We start from the raw sequence: 19,445 nt of genomic DNA on the forward strand, positions 1-19,445 counted from the left end.
CAGCCTAACCGGAGCGTGGCGGGCTGGTTCCGATCATGCGTTCGTGGCGGGGCCCGGATTGCGGCCGCGTGGGCGTTCGGGCAGGTCAGGGCCGGTTCGATCACCCATGTCGGGAAATTGGCCCGGCCCGGCCCGGAGTGCTGCCCTGGTCACCGGGTATGCGGGCGGCGCAGTTCACGCGACAGGAGGGACATCATGCCGAAAACCCTCGCGGTCGGGCAGGTCGACATCGGTGCGGCCTGGACCGACTTCTGGAGGTCGGTGCTGCTCTTCGTACCGCGGGCGATCGCGTTCATCGCGATTCTCGTCGTGGGTTGGCTCATCGCCCGAGCCGTACTCAAAATCGTGGACGCGGCACTGGAACGGGTGGGGTTCGACCGCGCCGTGGAACGCGGCGGTATCAAACGAGCCCTGGAACGCACGAAGTACGACGCCAGCGACATCCTGGCCAAACTGGCCTACTACGCGGTCCTGCTGTTCACCCTGCAGTTCGCCTTCGGGGTATGGGGACCGAACGCGATCAGCGACCTGATCCGCGGGGTGGTGTCCTGGCTTCCGCGAGCCTTCGTGGCGATCGTGATCGTGGTGATCGCCGCCGCCATCGCCAACGCTGTCCGGGACCTGGTCTCCGGCGCGCTCGGCGGGCTCTCGTACGGCCGGGTGCTGGCCGACGTGACGGCGATCTTCATCCTGGCGCTCGGCGTGATCGCCGCGCTGAACCAGGTGGGTATCGCCACCACGGTGACCACACCGGTGCTCGTGGCCTTCCTCGCCACAGTGGCCGGCATCCTGATCGTCGGCGTCGGTGGTGGTCTGATCAAGCCGATGCAGGACCGCTGGGACGGGTGGCTGCACCGGGCCGCGGAGGAGTCCCGGGCGTTCCGGGAGCAGCGGCAGGCGCAGCAGACCGGCCGGGGCGACTACGAACGCAAGATGGCCGACCGGGGCGGGCAACCGACGCCGGCCGCGCCGCAGTCGTCGATGTCGGGCGCGGGCACGTACCGCTCCGGCGAGATGGGCGACGAGACGCAGCAGTTCCGCCGGCCGGGAGGCTGACGGCAACGGGTGACGGGGTGTCCGCGGGGTGATCGCGGGCACCCCGAAGCCGTGTCCGGGGCAGGCCGGCCGTCGAGGTCAGGCCGGGTGTACGGATCAGGCCAGGTGACGCGGGTCGAGCGCGCGGGCCAGCAGGCAGACCGCCAGGAGGCGGGTGAGCACCCAGTCCGGCGCGGACCAGTCCACCGGCTCGGCCGGCGGCGTCCAGCCGTGCTCCGCCGCCGCCTCGCGCAGCCCCTCGGCGTATCCGGCGAGCGCCGCCACGGTCAGCGGGTGGCGGTCGCCGTCGAGGCTGTCGCGTACCCCCGCGGCGTGCTGGTCGACCTCGGCGAGCAGCCCGGGGTTCGCGTGGGCCGCGGCGAGGCCGGCGGTGCCGACGGCGGTGGTCAGCGTGGTGAGGGTCGACCGCGCGGCCACTGCCGCGGAGCGGGTCGCGACCCGGTTGTTCGGCACGCGCATGGTGTCCGAGGCTAACGCCGCCCGGCGCGGGCCGACCTCGGCCGACCGGCGGATTGCCGGGTCGTCCGGGGGACCGGCCACCCCGTCCGCGGGGATTGAGTCGCCCGTGCGGGGGCAGAAGTCCGGCACGAGGACCACGCAGCAGGCCCACGGAGGGACATCATGGGACACCAGGCCGACGGACCGGACCGGGCTCACCGGCGCCCGGAGGGAGTGAGTGACGCCACGGTCGAGGCGCTGGGCAAGCTCAGCGAGGCCCTGGAGTGCGTCGAGCGGGCGCGTGGGCACCTCTACGAGCTGCACCAGCTGATCGGCCATGCCGACCTGATGCTCGACGACGCCGTGGAGATGTTCCGCTCCGCCGGGCACCCGGCCCTGGCCGAGCGCATCGACCGGGAGCTGCTCGGACGCAATGTCATCGCCGGACGGTGGACGTTCCAGATCGTCGAGGACTTCGACGACGGGTACTACGCGCTCTTCCGGGAGCTGGACCGGCAGGCCCGCGACGAGCTGGTCGAGGGACGGCGGCACCTCTACGAGGCGGAGATGAAGGAACGCCGCCGCAGCCGGGGGGTGCCGGGGCACGAGGCGCGTCCCGGCACGAGCTGAGTCAGTCGGAGGGGCGGGCGTCGGCCGGGCGGCGGCGCGCGCCGTCGTCGGCGATGATCACGGTCGCGACCATCAGCGCCACCACCAGGCTGAACAGCCAGGAGCTGTCCTCGGTGAACCGGGCGGAGACCGGAGCCTGGATCGCGGCGAGCAGGAAGCCCAGCCAGGCGAGCTTGCGCTGACGGTTGGAGAGGAAACCGGAGCCCTGTTGCATTCCGAAAGTCTTGCGCGCGACAGGGGGAGTGCCGTCAGCCGTTCGGCCGATTCTGGATGGGCTGTCCGTTTTCCTGGCTGTCCGTACCGCACTTTTTGTCGTATCGGTCGAGCATGAATCCGGCGGCTACGGGCATCGGCACCGGTGCCCGCAGCCGCCCGGGATCACATGCTGTCCGGGCCGGTCCGCCCGATCGTCGACGGCCGGTACGCCCGGTCCGCATCGGTCATCTCGCGCCGCTCGGCCTCCGGACCGGCGCCCCGGTCCACCGCCTCCGGGCCGTGGCCGAACGCGGCCTCCTCGCCGGCGTCGTTGGCCGTGACGTCGTCGCCCTGGCCGTCCATCGCCGACCGGGCGACGGCCTGGTCCAGCTCGTGCAGGGGAGTACGGTCCTCGTCGCGCCACACGTGGCGGTCGTTGTCGGTCATTCCCCTGCGGTACCCGGACCGGATGATCGCAAACGGCCGGACACGGCGATGGCCGCCGACAGTGCCGGCGGCCATCGAGACTCGGGTACGGGGGAGGTGGCTCAGGGGACGGGCCGGTCGACCGAACCGCGCCACGCGCCGGTCTCCTGGCCGCGCCGCTCGATGAACTGCTTGAACCGCTCCAGGTCGCCCTTGGCGCGCCGGTCGACCACGCCGAGCTTGTCGCCGGCCTTCTCGACCGCGCCGTGCGGCTCGAACTCCATCTGCAGCGTGACCCGGGTGTGCCCCTCGTCGAGGCGGTGGAAGGTCACCACGCCGGCCTGCTGGGTGCCGCCGGTGGAGCGCCAGGCCACCCGCTCGTCCGGCAACTGCTCGGTGATCTCGGCGTCGAACTCGCGCTTCACGCCCGCGATCTCGACGGTCCAGTGGGTCATCGTGTCCGAGAGCTGCCGGACCTCCTGCACGCCCTCCATGAAGTGCGGGAACTCCTCGAACTGGGTCCACTGGTCGTACGCGGTCCGGATCGGGACGTCCACGTCCACATGCTCGGTAACACCACTCATGTCGGGGTTCCTCCTGTTCCGCTGGTACGTCTCGCGCGGGCCGTGGGCCGCCCCGCTCACCAGCGCGTCGTCTCGTTCTTGTGCCCGAGCGCGGCCCACACCTCGGAGATCGTGCGGTAACGGGTGCCCTCGGGCAGGGTCTCCAGGGCGGCGACGAGGTCCGCCGGCGCCTCGTTCTCCCGCGCGTTGGCCAGCAGCGTCTCCCGGTCACCGGGCAGGGCCGTCATGGTGATGAACCGTCCCAGCCGGCTGCGCGCCTCCACGTCCTCGGAGCTCATGCCCTGCGGCGTGCCGCTGCGCAGCTCCCCCGCCGGGGCCGTGGTGGCCTCCGGCTGGTCCTCGCCGGCCGGCTCGGGGATCCGGAACTCCTCGGCCCGCGAGCCGCCGGTCCCGGCGCCCTGGACGAGCCCGCTGACCTCGCTGCTCATCTGGTCGTCGACCCTGGGTGAGTGCTTGCTGCTGCCACGTTCCATGCCTTGGGAGATGCCCCGGGGGACCGCCGGTAAACCGGGGCCGGCCGGGGGAGGCGGTCATCCGGGCGGCAACCGGTCGGCCGTCTTGTCCGCGTCGGTCTTGTCCGCGGCGGTCTTGTCCGTGTCGGTCTTGTCCTCGTCGGCCGGGGCGCGTGGCGGCAGCACCGGGTCGTCCGGCTCCTCGACCCCGGCCTGCATCACCCGCCCGCGTTGCAGCTCTGCGTTGACCTGCACGCCGAGCATCAGCGCGCAGTTGGACAGGTAGAGCCAGACCAGGAACGCGATGACCGCGCCGAGACTGCCGTAGGTGACGTCGTACGAGCCGAAGTTGGCCACGTACAGGCCGAAACCGAAGGAGGCGAGCACCCAGGCCACGAGCGCCAGCGCGCCGCCCGGGGTGAGCCAGCGGAACCGCGGCTGCCGGACGTTCGGCGCGATCCAGAACAGCAGCGACAGCAGCGTCATGGCGACCACCGCGAGCAGCGGCCACTTCGCCACCGACCACGTCGTGCGGGCCACCGCACCGGCGTGCAGCAGGTCGCCCACCGCGTCGGTGACCGGGCCGCTGACGATCAGCCCGGTGGCCACGACTGCGAGCAGCACGATCGTCACCGCGGCCATGCCGATCTGCAACGGACGCAGCCGGTAGAACGGCCGGCCCTCCCGCACCCCGTAGATCGCGTTGGAGGCGCGGGTGAACGCGCCGATGAAGCCGGACGCGGACCAGAGCGCGCCGAGCAGACCGAAGCTGAGCAGCACCTTCGCCGAACCCTGCTGCTCGACCACGTTGCGCACCACGCCCACGAACGCGTCGTTGCCGACCACCGAGCCGGCGCCGATCTCCCGGGCCAGGTCGATCACCGTGTCGACGGTGCGCGGGCCGTCGGAGACCAAACCGACCAGCGCCACCACCACGATCGTGGACGGGAACAGCGCCAGCACCCCGTAGTAGGTGAGCGCGGCCGCCCAGTCGGCGCAGTTGTCGGTGACGAAACCCTTGCCGCTGCGCACCAGCACGCCCCGCCAGGTGCGCCAGTTCAGCTGCCGCATCCGGCGGGGGAGACGGGACCGCGTCCGGCCGCCGACCGCCTGTGGTGTCGTCACGGTCATGTCCGCCTCCTTCACCGCCCCGCTGCCGGGCGTGGCCGGGCGGTACCCCCCGGGGGAAATCGACAAACCGGGGCACCGGTTTGCCCGCCGTGCGGCAGGGAACCAGGCAAGACAGACGATCGAGACTCCAGGAGGACGAGATGCCCGGGCGCGAGGTACTGCCCAGCACGCTGCGGCGCTCGCCGGCGAAGGCGCAGCGGACCTGGGAGAAGACGCACGACTCGGCGGTCGAGACCTACGGCGAGGGGGAGCGGGCCCACCGCACCGCCTTCGCCGCCGTCAAGCACGAGTTCGAGAAGGTGGGCGACCACTGGGAGCCCAAGGGCCGCAAGGGTCCCAGCGACAAGCAGGCCGAAGGCGGCGGCCCGGCCCGGCGCGCGAACACGGCCGGCGGGGTGGACGCCAACGCCACCAAGGACCACCTCATGGAGGTGGCGAAGAAACTGGACGTGCGCGGCCGGTCCCGGATGACCAAGCCGGAACTGGTCAAGGCGATCGAGAAGGCCAACAACAACGCGACCCGCAAGGCCCGCGGCGGTCGCTGACCCCTGGGGGTACGCGTCGAGCCCGGGACCGCCTCGGTCCCGGGCTCGCTTCGTGCCGTCTCACCAGTGGCCGCCGCCCGGTGCCTGAAGGTGCACCGCCTTCACGGTGCTGAACTCGTCCAGCAGCTCCGGGCCGTACCCGAAGCCGTGGCCGCTGCCCCGGCGCGGCTGCGCGGCGCCGCCCGGCGCCCCGCCGAAGACCGCGTTCACCTTGACGGTGCCCACCGGCAGCTCCCGCCAGGCGCGCTGGGCGTGGCTCATCGAGCCGGTCAGCACGGTGGCGGCCAGGCCGTACGGGGAGTCGGCCGCGCAGCGCAGCCCCTCGCTGAACGAGTCGACCACCACCACCGGGGCGACCGGCCCGAACGTCTCCTCGCGGACCAGAGCCATGTCGTGGCGGCAGCCCTCGACCACGGTGGCCGGATAGAACGCGCCCGGCCCGTCCGGCAGCGTGCCCCCGGCGCGTACCCGGGCGCCGGCGGCCACCGCGGCGGTGACCTGCCCGTGCACGTGGTCCCGGTGCCGCCGGTCGACCAGCGGGCCGAGCTGCGTGCCCGGGTCACGACCGGGGCCCACGGTGAGTGCCTCGGCGCGCGCCACGAGCGCGTCGGTGAAGCCCTCGGCGACGTCCCGGTGCACGTAGATCCGCTCGACCGCCACGCAGATCTGACCGGCGTTGGCGAAGCAACCGAGCGCCGCCTGCTCGGCCGCCCAGAGCGGGTCGACGTCCGCGTCCACCACCAGCGGGTCGCTGCCGCCGTTCTCCAGCAACACCTTCGCGCCGGTCCGCGCGCCCGCCGCGGCGATCGCCCGGCCGGTGGCTGTGGAACCGACGTGGGCGACGACGTCGACGTCCTGCCCGGACAGCGCGGCGCCCACCTCGCCGCCGCCGGTGAGCAGCGACAGCACCCCGGCCGGCAACGCCGAGTCCAGCGCCCGGGCCAGCAGCCAGCCGGTCGCCGGGGTCCGCTCGCTCGGCTTGTGCAGCACCACGTTGCCGGTGACCAGTGCCGCGCCGAGCAGGCCGCAGGACACCGCCACCGGATCGTTCCACGGGGTGATGGCCGCGACCACGCCGCGCGGCTCGGGGGCCATGAAGTCCAGCGCGTCGTGTCCGCCGTGCAGCGTCCGGCCCCCCCGCACCGGCGCCAGCTCGGCGTACTGTCGCAGCGTGCCGATGCCCGCCGCCACCCCACCCCGCGCGTCGTCGAGGGGCTTGCCCATCTCCGCGGTGGTGGCCTGGGCCAGGTCCTCGGCCGCCGCCTCGACCGCGTCCGCCGCCCGGTGCAGCGCCGCGGCCCGGTCCGCGGGCGAGGTCGCCGCCCATTCCGCCGCGACGCCCCGGGCCGCCTCCACCGCCTTGGCCACCTCGTCGGCAGTCGCCACCGGCGCCCGGCTCACCGGCGACCCGTCCGCCGGATCGTGGACGACGAGTTCGCCGCCCTCGCCACCGGCGCCCCACACTCCACCTATGAGCTGCGCAACCGTGTACATGCGGCCGTGCTTGCCCCGGCCTGGGCGGGACAAACGCGTTTCGCCCGGTGACCGGCCGGGTAGGCGGATCCGATGACCTCCACCGCCGATGCCGTCGTCATCGGAGCCGGGCACAACGGCCTGGTGGCCGCGAACCTGCTGGTGGACGCGGGCTGGGACGTCACCGTGCTGGAGGCCACCGAGGCGCCCGGCGGGGCCGTGCGGTCCGCGTACGTGACAGCGCCCGGTTACCTCAGCGACCTCTACAGCTCCTTCTACCCGCTCGGCTACGCGTCCCCCGTGCTGGACGGGCTGGGCCTGGAACGGCACGGCCTGGCCTGGACGCACGCCCCGGACGTGCTGGCGCACCTGCTCCCGGACGGGCGGGCCGCGGTGGTCAACCGCGACCTGGACACCACAGCCGCGTCGCTGGAGGCGTTCGCGCCCGGCGACGGGGAGCGCTGGCGGCACGCGTACGCCGACTGGCGTCAGGTCGCCGAGCCGATGCTGCAGAGCATCACCACCCCGTTCCCGCCGGTACGCGGCGGGCTGGGCCTGCTGCGGCAGCTCCGGATCGGCGGCGCGCTCCGGCTCGCCCGCCGCCTCGTGCTGCCGGTACGCAAGCTCGGCGCGGAGCTGTTCGAGGGCGAGGGCGGGCCCGTGCTGCTGGCCGGCTGCGCCCTGCACACCGACCTGTCTCCGGAGGAGGCCGGCTCCGGAGTGTACGGCTGGCTGCTCGCCATGCTCGGCCAGCAGGTGGGCTGGCCGGTGCCGGTCGGCGGCGCGCAGCGGATCACCGACGCGCTGGTGGCCCGGCTGGTCGAGCGGGGCGGGCGGATCGAGTACAGCGCCCGGGTCGAGCGGGTGCTCACCGCCCGGGGCCGCGCGATGGGCGTACGCACCGCCGGGGGAGCCGACTGGCGGGCACGCCGCGCGGTGCTCGCCGACGTGCCCGCGCCGGCGCTCTTCCTCGACCTGGTCGGCGCGGCGGCGCTGCCGCCCCGGATGGTCGAGGACCTGGCGCACTTCAAGTGGGACGGCTCCACGCTCAAGGTCGACTGGGCGCTGTCCGCGCCGGTGCCGTGGAAGAACCGGGAACTGGCCGGCGCCGGCACCGTGCACCTGGGCGCCGACATGGACGGCCTGACCACGTACGCGGCCGAGCTGGCCCGCGGCGAGCTGCCCCGGGACCCGTTCCTGCTGGTGGGGCAGATGTCGGTGGCCGACCCGAGCCACTCCCCGCCGGGCACCGAGTCGCTCTGGTCCTACACGCACCTGCCGTTCCGCCGGGACTGGCGGGCCGAGGACGTGGCGGGGCACGTGGAGCGGATGGAGGAGGTGCTGGAGGCGGCGGCACCCGGGTTCCGGGCGTCGATCGTCGGGCGGCACGTGGCCGGCCCGGCCGACCTGGAGGCCGCCCAGCCCAGCCTGGTGGGCGGCGCGCTCGGCGGTGGCACCGCTGCCGCGTACCAGCAGTTGTTCCTGCGGCCGATCCCCGGCCTGGGCCGCGCCGACACTCCGGTGGACCGGCTCTACCTGGCCAGCGCCTCCGCCCACCCCGGCGGCGGCGTCCACGGCGCGCCGGGGGCGAACGCGGCGCGGGCCGCGCTGTCCCGCGACCGGGCCGTCACCGGAGCGGTGTACGCCCGCACGATCGCCGCCGCCCACCGCGCCGTCTACCGCTGACCGCGACCGCACCCGTACGGCCGCACGCCAGCCAACCGCCACCGTCCCCGCCGATCTCCGCGCCCCTGCTGCATTCGTCGGGGATACCGCCTCCCGTTCTCGTCTCGCATCTCGGAAACCGAGATCGGCAGCCCACATCCCGGGATCGGTGTAGGTCGGGCCGCCACTTCCCCGATGTGGTGGCAACGAAGGGCCCCGGATTCAGCCACTTCGCCGAGCTGGCGAACCGGGCCACCACCACGGCGAAGTGGCGGCAACGGAGCGCCCGGCATCCAGCCATCTTCCCCAACTGGCGGGCCTGCCCGGCCGCCGCACCTCGGCCCACGCCCCACGCCCTACGTCCCATGCGATCTTGCAGTTGGTGCCCCAGGGATGCCCGCTTTGCGGGTTTTGCCGGGCACCAAACTGCAAGATCGCGGCTCCGTGGGGGTGGAGCTGTGAGGCACGACGGCTGGTTACCCGGCGTGGTTGGTGCGCGGGCGGTGGCCCGGGAGAATGCCCAGCTCAAGGCCGTGCTGCGCCGGTGGCGGCAGAGCAAAGCGGCGCGGCGGGGGATGTGGCGGGGCCAGCGCGCCCTCACGCGCGGTGACAGCGGCGTGAGGGCGCGTTGCGGCGTGCGAATAGGTCAGGAGTCGAGGTTGCGGTGCCGGCTGCGCAGCTTGAACGGCATCAACGCGCTCTCGATCTTCGTGGCGGTGGTCATCTTCGAATCGCCGTCACGGCGCTCCTCGAAGCGGATCGGCACCTCCAGGATGGTGTGCCCCAGCTTGGTGGCGAGGTAGTGCATCTCCACCTGGAAGCTGTAGCCGTTCGACTGGACCCGGTCCAGCCCGATCTCGCGCAGCGCCTCGGCCCGCCAGATCTTGAAACCGGCGGTCAGGTCACGGATGCGCACCCGCAGCAGCGTGTGCACGTACAGGTTGGCCCAGCCGCTGAGCGCGCGCCGGTAGAGCGGCCAGTTCTCGTCCAGCTCACCGCCGGGCACGTACCGCGAGCCGATGACCACCGACGCCTGCGTGGACAGCAGCGCGCCGAGCATGCCGGGCAGCGCCTCCGGCGGGTGCGACAGGTCGGCGTCCATCTGGGCGACGAAGTCCGCGCCGTCGTCGAGCGCCCGGCCGATGCCGTCCACGTACGCCCGGCCGAGACCCTCCTTGCCCGGGCGGTGCACCACCATCACCCGCTCCGGGTGCTCGATGGCCAGCTTGTCGGCGACCTCACCGGTGCCGTCCGGGGAGTTGTCGTCCGCGACCAGCACCTTCAGCCCCGGCAGAGGCAACGCGAGGAGGCGCTCGACCAGCACCGGGAGGTTGCCCGCCTCGTTGTAGGTCGGAACGACGACGGTCAGGCGCGCATCCCCCCACGGGGAGGGTAACTGCACGGGTTCGATCATCACGGACATCCTCGGTCAGCCGACAGGTTCACCTGAGAGGGTATCCAGTGGGCCGCGCGTCGGCCGCACAGACGCCCCGCCGAGGGATCGATCACCGCTCCGGCTTCTGTCGCGTCGCGATGTCGGACAGCCGGGCCAGCGTCTCCCGGTTGCGCAGATGCAGCACCAGGTCGTTGAGCTTGGTCCGGACCCACCGCAGCGGCCCGGCGGCGAAGTCCTCGCCGATGGTCACCCGGGTCCGGCCGTCCTCCAGCGGTTCCAGGGCGAACGCCACGATCGCCTCGCCGGCCGGCCACAACCCGGCGCGCAGCACGAGCCGGTGCGGCGCCTGGCACTCCAGCACGGTGGACTTGTCCTGGAGCGAGAACGGCCACGGCCCGGCCCGATGGTGCAGGTTGCTGCCGACGCGGGGCCACGCGTCGTCCACGTCCCGCACGTGCGCGGTGCCCACCACCCAGTCGCTGTACGTCCACCCGTCCGCGAGCACCTCGAAGACCTGCTCCGGGGGCGCGTCGATCACCTTCTCCACAACCGCCATCACCAACCGGTACCCCGGCACGGGCCGCCGCTAACGGGGATGCGGGTTAGCTTCTCGGGGGCGGCGGGTATCGCCGGACCGGGCCGGTCGTGGCAAGTGTGCGCCGGCCGTGCGGCACCGGCGGGGGCGCGCCTGGCGCCGACGTCGACGTTTACTCCTCGGGGGCTCGGGAACCCGCCGCCCGTGCGACGGGACCAGGAGCGGGATCAGTGCAGGTCAGCCCGGGTTGACCCGGGTGCTGACCGGTTCCCGTCCGGCCTGTACGACGCGGTGCTGCTGGACCGGGACGGCACGCTGGTCGAGGACGTGCCGTACAACGGCGACCCGGAGAAGGTACGGCCGGTGCCGGGTGCCCGGGAGGCGCTGGACCGGTTGCGGGCGGCCGGGTTGCGGCTGGCGGTGGTGACGAACCAGTCCGGCCTGGCCCGCGGCTGTTTCACCGCCGACGAGCTGCGCCTGGTCAACGCCCGGGTGGAGGAGCTGCTCGGGCCCTTCGACCACTGGGCGATCTGCCCGCACGCGGAAGCCGACGGGTGCGCCTGCCGCAAGCCCGCGCCCGGCCTCGTGCACGAGGCCGCTGCCGCGCTCGGCACCACACCCACCCGGTGCGTGCTGATCGGGGACATCGGCGCGGACACGGCTGCCGCCGCCGCCGCGGGAGCCGCCGCGATCATGGTGCCCACGCCGGCCACCCGGGCCGCCGAGGTGGCCGCCGCGCCGACGGTCGCCGCCGACCTGCCGGACGCGGTGAGCACCGTGCTGGCAAGGATGCGCCTGACAGCCGCGCCGGAACGCGCGCGCCGCAGCCGCCGGGGAACTGTCCTCGTCGTGCGCAGCGACGCCGCCGGGGACGTGCTGGTGACCGGTCCGGGCATCCGGGCGGTCGCGGCGGGAGCGGACCGGGTCGTGCTGCTGTGCGGGCCACGCGGCCGGGCGGCGGCCGAACTGCTGCCCGGCGTGGACGAGATCATCGAGGCGCCGCTGCCCTGGATCGACGCGCCCGCGCCACCCGTCGACCCCGCCGCCATGCGCGCGCTCACCGACCGGCTCGCGGCCGTACGCGCCGACGAAGCGGTCGTGTTCACCTCCTTCCACCAGTCACCCCTGCCCCTGGCCCTGCTCCTGCGACTGGCCGGCGTGCCCCGGATCAGCGCCATCAGCGACGACTACCCCGGCAGCCTCCTCGACGTCCGCCACCGCGTCCCCGCCGGCGTACCCGAACCCGAACGCGCACTGTCCCTCGCCGCCGCCGCCGGCTACGCGCTGCCCGACCACGACGAACCCGCCCTGCGCATCCGCACCGACCGCCTTCCGCTGCCCGCGGCCGAGGCCGGGGCGGGCGGCTACGTGGTGCTGCACCCCGGCTCCTCGGTGGAGACCCGCGCCTGCCCGGAGGAACTGGCCACCCGCGTGGTCCGGGTGCTCGGCGCGGCCGGTCACCGGGTGGTGGTCACCGGCGGGCCGGACGAGCGAGGGCTGACCGCGCGGGTCGCCGCGGCGGGCGGCGTCGACCTGGGCGGGCGTACCGGGCTGGCGGAGCTGGCCGCTGTGGTCGCCGGAGCCGGCGCGCTGGTGGTCGGCAACACCGGGCCCGCGCACCTGGCCGCGGCGCTCGGCGTGCCGGTGGTGAGCCTGTTCGCGCCGACGGTGCCGTTCGGACAGTGGGGGCCCTACCGGGTGCCGACAGTGCGCCTCGGCGACGCGGCGGCGCCCTGCCGGGACACCCGCGCCACCGTCTGCCCGGTCCCCGGGCACCCGTGCCTGTCGGCTGTCGAGCCGGGCCGGGTGCTGGAGGCGTTGCGGCTGCTCGGCGTGCCGGCGCCGGTCCCGGGCGGGGTGGTCGGATGAACATCCTGCTGTGGCACGTGCACGGCTCCTGGACGACGTCCTTCGTGCACGGCAAGCACCGCTACCTCGTGCCGGTGACCCCCGACCGGGGCCCCTACGGCCTCGGCCGGGCGCGCACCTACCCGTGGCCGGACACGGCCGTCGAGGTCACTCCCGAGGACCTGCGGGACACCGACGTCGACCTGGTCGTCCTCCAGCGCCCCGAGGAGCTCGACCTCGCCGCCGAGTGGCTCGGCCGCCGCCCCGGCCGCGACCTGCCGGCGATCTACGTCGAGCACAACACGCCGAAAGGCGACGTGCCGAACACCCGGCACCCGATGGCCGACCGCGACGACCTGCTGCTCACCCACGTCACCGCCTTCAACGAGCTGTTCTGGGACAACGGGACGACCCGCACCACGGTGGTCGACCACGGTGTCGTACCGCCCGCCGTCGAATGGACCGGGGAGCTCGACCGCCTCGCCGTCGTCATCAACGAGCCGGTACGCCGCTGGCGGGTCACCGGCACCGACCTGCTCGCCCGGTTCGCCGCCGTCGCCCCGCTCGACGTCTACGGCATGAAGGTGGCCGGCCTCGCCGCCCACCTCGGGCTGCCCGAGGACCGGCTGACCAGCCACGACGACGTACCCCAGCACGCCATGCACGCCGAACTCGCCAAGCGGCGCGCCTACCTGCACCTGTGCCGCTGGACCTCACTGGGCCTCAGCCTCGTCGAGGCCATGACCATGGGCATGCCCGTGGTGGCGCTGGCCGCCACGGAAGCGGTGGAAGCCGTGCCGCCGGAGGCGGGCGCGCTCTCCACCCGGGTCGACACGCTCGTCGACGCCGCCCGTGGCCTGCTGGACGACAGGGAGTCCGCCCGCCGGGCGGGCGCCGCGGCGCGGGCCGCCGCCCGGGGCCGCTACGGCCTGGAGCGTTTCCTCGCCGACTGGGACCGGCTGCTGGAGGAGGAAGTATGCGCATCGCGATGATCTCGGAGCACGCCAGCCCGCTCGCCGTCCTCGGCGGGGAGGACGCCGGCGGCCAGAACACGCATGTCGCGGAGCTCTCCGCCGCGCTCGCGGCAGCCGGTCACGACGTCCGGGTCTACACCCGGCTCGACGCGGTGGACCTGCCGGCGAGCGTCCGCGCCCCGGACGGGTACGAGGTGGTGCACGTACCGGCCGGGCCGGCCGAGCCGGTGGCCAAGGACGACCTGCTGCCGTACATGCCGGCGTTCGGGGACTGGCTGGCCGACCGGTGGCGCGCCGGCGACTGGCAGCCCGAGGTGGTGCACGCGCACTTCTGGATGAGCGGGCTGGCCGGGCTCGCCGCGGCCCGCCGCGCGGGCGTGCCGGTGGTGCAGACCTACCACGCGCTCGGCACCGTCAAGCGCCGCCACCAGGGCGTTCAGGACACCAGCCCGCCGGGCCGGGTCGAGCACGAGCGGAAGCTGGGCCGCTCGGTGGACCGGGTGGTCGCCCAGTGCCAGGACGAGGTCGCCGAGCTGGTCCGGATGGGTGTGCCCCGCTCCCGGATGACAGTCGTGCCGTCGGGGGTGAACCTGTCCACGTTCTCCCCGCTCGGCCCGGTCGCCGACCGTGACGGCGGCCGGGCCCGCATCCTCACCGTCGGCCGCCTGGTCGAGCGCAAGGGCTTCCAGGACGTCATCCGGGCCGTCGCCGAGGTGCCGGACGCGGAGTGCGTCGTGGTCGGCGGCCCGCCGGCCGGGCTGCTGGAGACCGACCCGTACGCGCTGCGCCTGCGGACGCTGGCCCGCTCCCTCGGCGTCGCCGACCGGGTACGGCTGGTCGGCGCGGTGCCCCGGGAGGAGATGGGCCGCTGGTACCGGTCGGCGGACGTGCTCGTCGCCGCCCCCTGGTACGAGCCGTTCGGGCTCACCCCGCTGGAAGCGATGGCGTGCGGCGTGCCGGTGGTCGGAACCGCCGTCGGCGGGCTCATCGACACGGTGGTGCCCGGCCGCACCGGCGACCTGGTGCCGGCCCGTGATCCGGCCGCCCTCGCCGCGGCGATCCGGGGCCTGCTCGGCGACCGGATCCGCCGGTTCGCCTACGCCACCGCGGCGCTGGAGCGGGCCCGCACCCGCTACTCGTGGGCCAACGCCGCGGACCGCCTCACCGAGCTGTACGGCGAGGTGGCCACCGTCGGCCGCCCCACCCGGGTGGTCGCCTGATGGCGGCGACCCCGCCGGCCGCCGGCGGCACGCTGCTGGAGGACCACCTGGCGCTGCTGGCCGCCGCGCTGCTGCCGCTGCGGGAGTCGGAGCGGACGCTGGCCCGCTGGGGTGAGGAACTGGCGCAGCGGCTCGCCGCCGGCGGGCGGCTGCTGGTGGCCGGCAACGGCGGCAGCGCCGCCGAAGCCCAACACCTCACCGCCGAACTCGTCGGCAAACTCCGCCACGACCGCCAACCCCTGTCCGCCATCGCACTGCACGCCGAAACCAGCGCCCTCACCGCCATCGCCAACGACTACGGATACGACGAAACCTTCGCCCGACAAGTCCGCGCCCACGGCCGACCCCACGACATCCTCCTGCTCCTCACCACCAGCGGCACCAGCACCAACCTCCTCACCGCCGCCCACGCCGCCCACCAGACCGGCCTCCGCTGCTGGGCCTTCACCGGACCCGCACCCAACCCCCTCGCCGACCTCTGCCACGAGCACCTGGCGATCGACTCGCCGGACGGGCAGGTGGTGCAGGAACTGCACCTGGTGGCCTCGCACGTGCTCTGCGAGTACATGGAACGGGCGCTGCCCGCGGCGCTCGCCGCCCCGCCGCCGGCCGAACCGGTGCGTACCGGCGTCGAGGTGGTGCTCGGCGACCCGGACCCGGCGGCGCCCGCCGGACCGGGAGGCCGGGCATGACGGGGCCGGTGGTGGTGCTCGGGGACACGCTGCTGGACCGCGACGTCGAAGGTCTGGTGAACCGGCTCTGCCCGGACTCCCCGGTGCCGGTGCTGGACGAGACGTCCTCCGTCGACCGTCCCGGCGGCGCCGGCCTGGCCGCGGTCTTCGCCGCCGCCCAGGGCGCCGAGGTCGCGCTGGTCACCGCCGTCGCCGACGACGCCGGCGGGGCCCGGCTCGGCACGCTGCTCGCCGCCGCGGGGGTGCGGTTGTACGCGCTGCCGCTGGCCGGCGCCACGCCGGAGAAGGTCCGGCTACGGGTACGGGGCCGGGTGCTGCTGCGTCACGACCGGGGCGGGGCGGCCGGCGTGCCCGGTCAGCCGAGCGACGCCGTGCTGCGGCTGATCGCCGACGCGTCCGCCGTGCTGGTGAGCGACTACGGCCGGGGCGTGGCCGGGCATCCCGCGCTGCGCGCCGCGCTGGCCGCCACCCGGGCGCCGGTGGTCTGGGATCCGCATCCGCGCGGACCGGCCGCCGTGCCCGGGGTGCACCTGGCCACCCCGAACGAGCCGGAGGCCCGCGACCTGGCCAAGACGCCGCCGGGCGGGTCCCGCCTGGCCGCCGCGTCCCGCAGCGCGCAGGCGCTGCGCCGCCGCTGGCAGGCGCGCGCGGTCGCGGTGACGCTCGGCGGGGACGGCGCGCTGCTCTGTCACGCCGGATCCACGCCCCTGGTGGTGCCGGCGCCACCGGCCGAGGGGGACACCTGCGGGGCGGGGGACCGGTTCGCGTCCACGGCGACGTTGGCCCTGGCCCGGGGCGCGCTGGTCTCCGAGGCGGTGCAGGAGGCGGTCGCGCAGGCGTCCGCGTACGTGGCCGGGGGCGGGGTGGCCAGCGCGCTGCCGGCCCCCGTGCGGGCGGTGGCCCCGGCGGTGGTCACCGGCGGCGGCGACCGGATCGGCGCCGGCGCGGCCGGTGAGGTGGTGGCCCGGGTACGCGCGGCCGGCGGCACCGTGGTGGCCACCGGAGGCTGCTTCGACCTGCTGCACGCCGGACACGTGGCGACGCTCCAGGCGGCCCGGCAACTCGGCGACTGCCTGGTGGTCTGCCTCAACTCCGACGCCAGCGTCTCCGGGCTGAAGGGACCGGAGCGCCCGGTCGTGCCGCAGGGCGACCGGGGGCGGCTGCTCGCCGCGCTCGGCTGCGTCGACGCGGTGCTGATCTTCGACGAGCCGACCCCGGAGGCGGCGCTGTCCTGGCTGCGCCCGGACATCTGGGTCAAGGGCGGCGACTACGCCAGCGGCGGCGGCGCGGAGACGCTGCCCGAGTCGGAGATCCTGGCCCGCTGGGGCGGGCACACGGTGGTCGTGCCGTACCTCGACGGGCGCTCGACCACCGACATGATCGCGGCGGCGCGGGCGGGGCGGGGCAGCGCCGGCTGGCCGGCCGCGGCGGTCGACCCGGCGGAGGCCGTCGCGCAGGCGGTGGCCCGGTCCACGGCGAAGGGAGCACGATGAACGAGCGACGCATCCGTTCCGGCGCGGTCGCGCGGGCGGCGGCATGAGCGCCCCCGCTCCCGGAGCCGGGCCCTCGGTCCTGGTCACCGGCGGGTCGAGCGGGCTCGGCGCGGCGGTGGTCGCCGCGGTGGCCCGCTCCGGTGGACGCCCGCTGGTGCTGGACCGGCAGCGTCCCGCCGACGGGGTGCCCTGGGCCGAGTGCGACCTGGCCGACACCCGCGCCGCCGAGGCCGCCACCCGCGATCTCGCGGAACGCTCCGGCGGGCTGGACGCCGTGGTCACCGCCGCCGGCATGGACGTGCCGGGGAAGCTGGCCGACGTCCCGGCGGAGACCTGGGAACGGATCGTCACCGTGGACCTGCTCGCCACGGCCGCGGTGATCCGGGCCGCGCTGCCCTGGCTGGAGGCGTCCCGCGGCAACATCGTCACGGTGGCCTCGACGCTGGGCGTCAAGGCGGTGAGCGACGCGACGGCGTACTGCGCGGCGAAGTTCGGGGTGGTGGGCTTCACCCGGGCGCTCGCCGCCGAGCTGGCCGGCGCGGTCGGCGTGACGCTGCTGATCCCGGGCGGGATGCGCACCGCGTTCTTCGACGAGCGGGACGCGCAGTACCGCCCCGGCCCGGACGCGGTGCTCAACGAGCCGTCCGACACCGCCGCCGCGGTCATGTTCGCGCTGTCCCAGCCGGCCGGTTGCGCGGTACGCGAGATGGTCGTCTGCGCCGCGCAGGAGTCCTCGTACCCGTGATCCTGGTGCTGCGGGCGCTCGGCGTCGGCGACCTGGCCACCGCCGTGCCGGCGCTGCGCGGCCTGCGCGCCGGCCTGCCGGGCCGGGAACTCGTGCTCGCCGCCCCGGACTGGCTGGCGCCGCTGGCGCAGCTGACCGGGGCGGTCGACCGGGTCCTGCCGACCACCGGGCCGGACCGGATCGGGTGGACCGGGCCACCGCCGGAGGTGGCTGTCAACCTGCACGGGCGGGGACCGCAGTCGCACCGGGCGCTGGCCGCCGTCCGGCCCGCCCGGACGCTCGCCTACCGCAATCCGGCGGCCGGTCATCCGGACGGCCCGGCCTGGGACGACGACGAGCACGAGGTCCGCCGGTGGTGCCGGCTGCTGCACGCGTACGGCCTGCCGGCCGACCCGGGAGACCTGGCGCTGCGCCGCCCGGCGGCGGTGGGCGTACCGGCCGGGATGACGCTGCTGCACCCGGGCGGCAAGATCCCGGCGAAGCGCTGGCCGGCGGAGCGGTTCGCCGGGCTGGCCCGGGAGCTGACCGCGCGGGGCCACCGGGTGGCGGTCACCGGGGCGGCCGGCGAGCGGGCGCTGGCCGAGCGGGTCGCCCGCGACGGCGGGCTGCCGCCGGAGGCGGTGCTGGCCGGCCGGACCGGGCTGGCCGAGCTGGCCGCGCTCGTCGCGGGCGCACGGCTGGTGGTCAGCGGGGACACCGGCGTGGCGCACCTCGCCACCGGCTACGGCACCGCCTCGGTGGTGCTGTTCGGGCCGGTGCCGGCCGCGCACTGGGGTCCACCGGCGGACCGGCCCCGGCACCGCGCGCTGGGTGCGATCGAGGCCACCCCCGTCAACCGCGATTTGACCGGGTCACGCGGGGTAGGAAGCCACCCGACATTGAATGCCATCGGGATCGACGAGGTGGTGGCTGCGGTGGCCGCTGTGGAACGGGTATCCGGTGCGGTTGCGGCGTAGCGATCCGGGCCGGCCGGGGTACGCGCGCCGGCGGCGGGGCAAGGGCTGGCTGTTCCTCGACCCGGCCGGCGAGCCGGTGCGCGACGCCGAGGAACTGGCCCGGTTGCGGGAGCTGGTCATCCCGCCGGCCTGGCAGGACGTGTGGATCTCGCCGTACCCGAACGGCCACATCCAGGCCATCGGCATCGACGCGGCGGGCCGCAAGCAGTACCTCTACCACCCGCACTGGCGGCGCAAGCGCGACGAGGCGAAGTTCGACCACGTGCTGGAGGTGGCGCACCGGCTGCCCGCGCTGCGGGACCGGGTCACGCACGACCTGACGCTGCGCGGCCTGCGCCGGGAGCGGGTGCTGGCCACCGTCGCCCGGCTGCTCGACATGGGCGCCTTCCGGGTCGGCAGCGACCAGTACGCCACCGGCGACGACCCGACCTTCGGGGTGGCCACGCTGCGCCCCGAGCACACCCGCTCCCGGGGCGGGTGCGTGGTCCTCGAGTTCCCCGCCAAGGGCGGCATCGAGCAGGTCCGCCGGATCGAGGACGCGGAGCTGTGCCGGGTGCTGCTCAACCTGCGCCGGCGACGGAGGGCCCAGGAGCGGCTGTTCGGCTACTGGGACGGCCGGTCCTGGCGCGACGTGCGCAGCGACGAGGTGAACGACTACCTGCGCGACGCCAGCGGCGGGGAGATGACCGCGAAGGACTTCCGCACCTGGCACGCCACCGTGCTGGCCGCGGCCGAGCTGGCCACAGTGGGCCCGCAGCGCTCCGCCACCGCCCGCAGGCGCGCGGTGGCGGCGGTGATGCGCTCGGTGGCCGAGCTGCTCGGCAACACCCCGACGGTGGCGCGGGCCTCCTACGTGGACCCGCGGGTGGTGGACCTCTACCACGACGGGGTGCTGGCGCCGGTGCAGCCGGAGATGCCGCGCGAGGCGGTGGAGAAGTCCGTGCTGGCGCTGCTGGAGGAGGAGGCCGGCTGACCGCTGACCGGCCCCGTC

Annotated in this window: 21 protein-coding genes; 12 read left to right on the forward strand and 9 right to left on the reverse strand. The window is 74.9% G+C overall.

The annotated features are described in order from the left end of the window. The first annotated feature begins 195 nt into the window (after nucleotides 1–195). On the forward strand, nucleotides 196–1,056 hold the full coding sequence (locus tag AMK25_RS08535) for a mechanosensitive ion channel family protein (RefSeq protein ID WP_073827578.1): 861 nt from the start codon (nucleotides 196–198) through the stop codon (nucleotides 1,054–1,056). 96 nt (nucleotides 1,057–1,152) lie between these two features. Here AMK25_RS08535 and AMK25_RS08540 read toward each other — a convergent pair whose 3' ends face one another. Further along, a complete protein-coding gene (locus AMK25_RS08540; protein ID WP_073827798.1) occupies nucleotides 1,153–1,515 on the reverse strand; it encodes a DUF6401 family natural product biosynthesis protein in 363 nt (120 codons plus the stop codon). A 162-nt stretch (nucleotides 1,516–1,677) separates the two neighbouring features. Between AMK25_RS08540 and AMK25_RS08545 the strand changes: the two genes are divergently transcribed. Beyond that, nucleotides 1,678–2,124, forward strand: a complete 447-nt coding sequence (locus tag AMK25_RS08545) for a hypothetical protein (RefSeq protein ID WP_073827579.1) — start codon at nucleotides 1,678–1,680, stop codon at nucleotides 2,122–2,124. Between the two features lies 1 nt (nucleotide 2,125). On the opposite strand, the gene AMK25_RS08550 is transcribed toward AMK25_RS08545, so the two are convergent. The 5 genes from AMK25_RS08550 to AMK25_RS08570 all read right to left on the reverse strand — a co-directional run bounded on the left by AMK25_RS08550 (nucleotide 2,126) and on the right by AMK25_RS08570 (nucleotide 4,912). Further along, entirely contained in the window at nucleotides 2,126–2,338 is a 213-nt protein-coding gene (locus AMK25_RS08550) for a hypothetical protein (protein ID WP_073827580.1), read from the reverse strand. A gap of 164 nt (nucleotides 2,339–2,502) precedes the next feature. After that, nucleotides 2,503–2,766 carry a hypothetical protein gene (locus AMK25_RS08555; RefSeq protein WP_073827581.1) on the reverse strand — a complete coding sequence of 88 codons (264 nt, stop codon included), beginning with the start codon at nucleotides 2,764–2,766 and terminating at the stop codon, nucleotides 2,503–2,505. Nucleotides 2,767–2,867: 101 nt separating this feature from the next. Then, on the reverse strand, nucleotides 2,868–3,329 hold the full coding sequence (locus tag AMK25_RS08560) for an SRPBCC family protein (protein WP_073827582.1): 462 nt from the start codon (nucleotides 3,327–3,329) through the stop codon (nucleotides 2,868–2,870). Nucleotides 3,330–3,385: 56 nt separating this feature from the next. Then, on the reverse strand, nucleotides 3,386–3,802 hold the full coding sequence (locus AMK25_RS08565; protein WP_073827583.1) for a DUF2795 domain-containing protein: 417 nt from the start codon (nucleotides 3,800–3,802) through the stop codon (nucleotides 3,386–3,388). Nucleotides 3,803–3,859: 57 nt separating this feature from the next. Beyond that, a complete protein-coding gene (locus AMK25_RS08570) occupies nucleotides 3,860–4,912 on the reverse strand; it encodes a YihY/virulence factor BrkB family protein (protein WP_073827584.1) in 1,053 nt (350 codons plus the stop codon). A gap of 140 nt (nucleotides 4,913–5,052) precedes the next feature. Between AMK25_RS08570 and AMK25_RS08575 the strand changes: the two genes are divergently transcribed. Further along, on the forward strand, nucleotides 5,053–5,457 hold the full coding sequence (locus tag AMK25_RS08575; protein ID WP_073827585.1) for a ChaB family protein: 405 nt from the start codon (nucleotides 5,053–5,055) through the stop codon (nucleotides 5,455–5,457). 60 nt (nucleotides 5,458–5,517) lie between these two features. Here the strand turns inward: AMK25_RS08575 and AMK25_RS08580 are convergent, their stop codons facing one another. After that, a complete protein-coding gene (locus tag AMK25_RS08580; protein WP_073827586.1) occupies nucleotides 5,518–6,951 on the reverse strand; it encodes an aldehyde dehydrogenase family protein in 1,434 nt (477 codons plus the stop codon). Nucleotides 6,952–7,023: 72 nt separating this feature from the next. Here AMK25_RS08580 and AMK25_RS08585 point away from each other — a divergent pair, with 72 nt between their 5' ends. Further along, on the forward strand, nucleotides 7,024–8,616 hold the full coding sequence (locus AMK25_RS08585; RefSeq protein ID WP_073827587.1) for a phytoene desaturase family protein: 1,593 nt from the start codon (nucleotides 7,024–7,026) through the stop codon (nucleotides 8,614–8,616). A gap of 625 nt (nucleotides 8,617–9,241) precedes the next feature. Here the strand turns inward: AMK25_RS08585 and AMK25_RS08590 are convergent. Next, nucleotides 9,242–10,009: a polyprenol monophosphomannose synthase gene (locus AMK25_RS08590; protein WP_073827799.1), complete on the reverse strand. Its 768-nt coding sequence runs from the start codon at nucleotides 10,007–10,009 to the stop codon at nucleotides 9,242–9,244. Nucleotides 10,010–10,100: 91 nt separating this feature from the next. Continuing rightward, nucleotides 10,101–10,547 (reverse strand): SRPBCC family protein, encoded by a 447-nt coding sequence (locus AMK25_RS08595; RefSeq protein ID WP_073827800.1) that lies wholly within the window; start codon nucleotides 10,545–10,547, stop codon nucleotides 10,101–10,103. Between the two features lie 183 nt (nucleotides 10,548–10,730). Between AMK25_RS08595 and AMK25_RS08600 the strand changes: the two genes are divergently transcribed. From AMK25_RS08600 to AMK25_RS08635, 8 genes are read left to right on the forward strand one after another with little or no spacing between them, the layout of a single operon-like run. Then, nucleotides 10,731–12,395: an HAD-IIIA family hydrolase gene (locus AMK25_RS08600; RefSeq protein ID WP_073827588.1), complete on the forward strand. Its 1,665-nt coding sequence runs from the start codon at nucleotides 10,731–10,733 to the stop codon at nucleotides 12,393–12,395. After that, on the forward strand, nucleotides 12,392–13,366 hold the full coding sequence (locus tag AMK25_RS08605) for a glycosyltransferase (protein WP_073827589.1): 975 nt from the start codon (nucleotides 12,392–12,394) through the stop codon (nucleotides 13,364–13,366). Before AMK25_RS08600 ends, AMK25_RS08605 begins: the two co-directional genes overlap by 4 nt. Further along, nucleotides 13,351–14,568 carry a glycosyltransferase gene (locus AMK25_RS08610; protein ID WP_073827590.1) on the forward strand — a complete coding sequence of 406 codons (1,218 nt, stop codon included), beginning with the start codon at nucleotides 13,351–13,353 and terminating at the stop codon, nucleotides 14,566–14,568. The genes AMK25_RS08605 and AMK25_RS08610 overlap by 16 nt, the downstream gene beginning before the upstream one ends. After that, complete coding sequence (locus AMK25_RS08615; RefSeq protein ID WP_073827591.1) at nucleotides 14,568–15,260, forward strand: D-sedoheptulose-7-phosphate isomerase; 693 nt, start codon at nucleotides 14,568–14,570, stop codon at nucleotides 15,258–15,260. The genes AMK25_RS08610 and AMK25_RS08615 overlap by 1 nt, the downstream gene beginning before the upstream one ends. After that, entirely contained in the window at nucleotides 15,257–16,753 is a 1,497-nt protein-coding gene (locus AMK25_RS08620) for a PfkB family carbohydrate kinase (protein ID WP_073827592.1), read from the forward strand. Before AMK25_RS08615 ends, AMK25_RS08620 begins: the two co-directional genes overlap by 4 nt. Before the next feature lie 43 nt (nucleotides 16,754–16,796). Then, nucleotides 16,797–17,498 (forward strand): SDR family oxidoreductase, encoded by a 702-nt coding sequence (locus AMK25_RS08625; RefSeq protein ID WP_073827593.1) that lies wholly within the window; start codon nucleotides 16,797–16,799, stop codon nucleotides 17,496–17,498. Continuing rightward, complete coding sequence (locus AMK25_RS08630) at nucleotides 17,495–18,454, forward strand: glycosyltransferase family 9 protein (protein ID WP_073827594.1); 960 nt, start codon at nucleotides 17,495–17,497, stop codon at nucleotides 18,452–18,454. Before AMK25_RS08625 ends, AMK25_RS08630 begins: the two co-directional genes overlap by 4 nt. Continuing rightward, entirely contained in the window at nucleotides 18,438–19,427 is a 990-nt protein-coding gene (locus AMK25_RS08635) for a DNA topoisomerase IB (protein ID WP_073827595.1), read from the forward strand. The genes AMK25_RS08630 and AMK25_RS08635 overlap by 17 nt, the downstream gene beginning before the upstream one ends. The last annotated feature ends 18 nt before the right edge of the window (nucleotides 19,428–19,445 follow it).

Source organism: Micromonospora sp. TSRI0369 (assembly GCF_001905625.1).
Taxonomy (GTDB): domain Bacteria; phylum Actinomycetota; class Actinomycetes; order Mycobacteriales; family Micromonosporaceae; genus Micromonospora; species Micromonospora echinospora_A.

Bases quoted from the DNA above. Each gene is read 5' to 3' on its own strand.
- AMK25_RS08535 (WP_073827578.1), top strand. From the start codon at position 196: ATGCCGAAAACCCTCGCGGTCGGGCAGGTCGACATCGGTGCGGCCTGG.
- AMK25_RS08540 (WP_073827798.1), bottom strand. From the start codon at position 1,515: ATGCGCGTGCCGAACAACCGGGTCGCGACCCGCTCCGCGGCAGTGGCC.
- AMK25_RS08545 (WP_073827579.1), top strand. From the start codon at position 1,678: ATGGGACACCAGGCCGACGGACCGGACCGGGCTCACCGGCGCCCGGAG.
- AMK25_RS08550 (WP_073827580.1), bottom strand. From the start codon at position 2,338: ATGCAACAGGGCTCCGGTTTCCTCTCCAACCGTCAGCGCAAGCTCGCC.
- AMK25_RS08555 (WP_073827581.1), bottom strand. From the start codon at position 2,766: ATGACCGACAACGACCGCCACGTGTGGCGCGACGAGGACCGTACTCCC.
- AMK25_RS08560 (WP_073827582.1), bottom strand. From the start codon at position 3,329: ATGAGTGGTGTTACCGAGCATGTGGACGTGGACGTCCCGATCCGGACC.
- AMK25_RS08565 (WP_073827583.1), bottom strand. From the start codon at position 3,802: ATGGAACGTGGCAGCAGCAAGCACTCACCCAGGGTCGACGACCAGATG.
- AMK25_RS08570 (WP_073827584.1), bottom strand. From the start codon at position 4,912: ATGACCGTGACGACACCACAGGCGGTCGGCGGCCGGACGCGGTCCCGT.
- AMK25_RS08575 (WP_073827585.1), top strand. From the start codon at position 5,053: ATGCCCGGGCGCGAGGTACTGCCCAGCACGCTGCGGCGCTCGCCGGCG.
- AMK25_RS08580 (WP_073827586.1), bottom strand. From the start codon at position 6,951: ATGTACACGGTTGCGCAGCTCATAGGTGGAGTGTGGGGCGCCGGTGGC.
- AMK25_RS08585 (WP_073827587.1), top strand. From the start codon at position 7,024: ATGACCTCCACCGCCGATGCCGTCGTCATCGGAGCCGGGCACAACGGC.
- AMK25_RS08590 (WP_073827799.1), bottom strand. From the start codon at position 10,009: ATGATCGAACCCGTGCAGTTACCCTCCCCGTGGGGGGATGCGCGCCTG.
- AMK25_RS08595 (WP_073827800.1), bottom strand. From the start codon at position 10,547: ATGGCGGTTGTGGAGAAGGTGATCGACGCGCCCCCGGAGCAGGTCTTC.
- AMK25_RS08605 (WP_073827589.1), top strand. From the start codon at position 12,392: ATGAACATCCTGCTGTGGCACGTGCACGGCTCCTGGACGACGTCCTTC.
- AMK25_RS08610 (WP_073827590.1), top strand. From the start codon at position 13,351: ATGCGCATCGCGATGATCTCGGAGCACGCCAGCCCGCTCGCCGTCCTC.
- AMK25_RS08615 (WP_073827591.1), top strand. From the start codon at position 14,568: ATGGCGGCGACCCCGCCGGCCGCCGGCGGCACGCTGCTGGAGGACCAC.
- AMK25_RS08620 (WP_073827592.1), top strand. From the start codon at position 15,257: ATGACGGGGCCGGTGGTGGTGCTCGGGGACACGCTGCTGGACCGCGAC.
- AMK25_RS08625 (WP_073827593.1), top strand. From the start codon at position 16,797: ATGAGCGCCCCCGCTCCCGGAGCCGGGCCCTCGGTCCTGGTCACCGGC.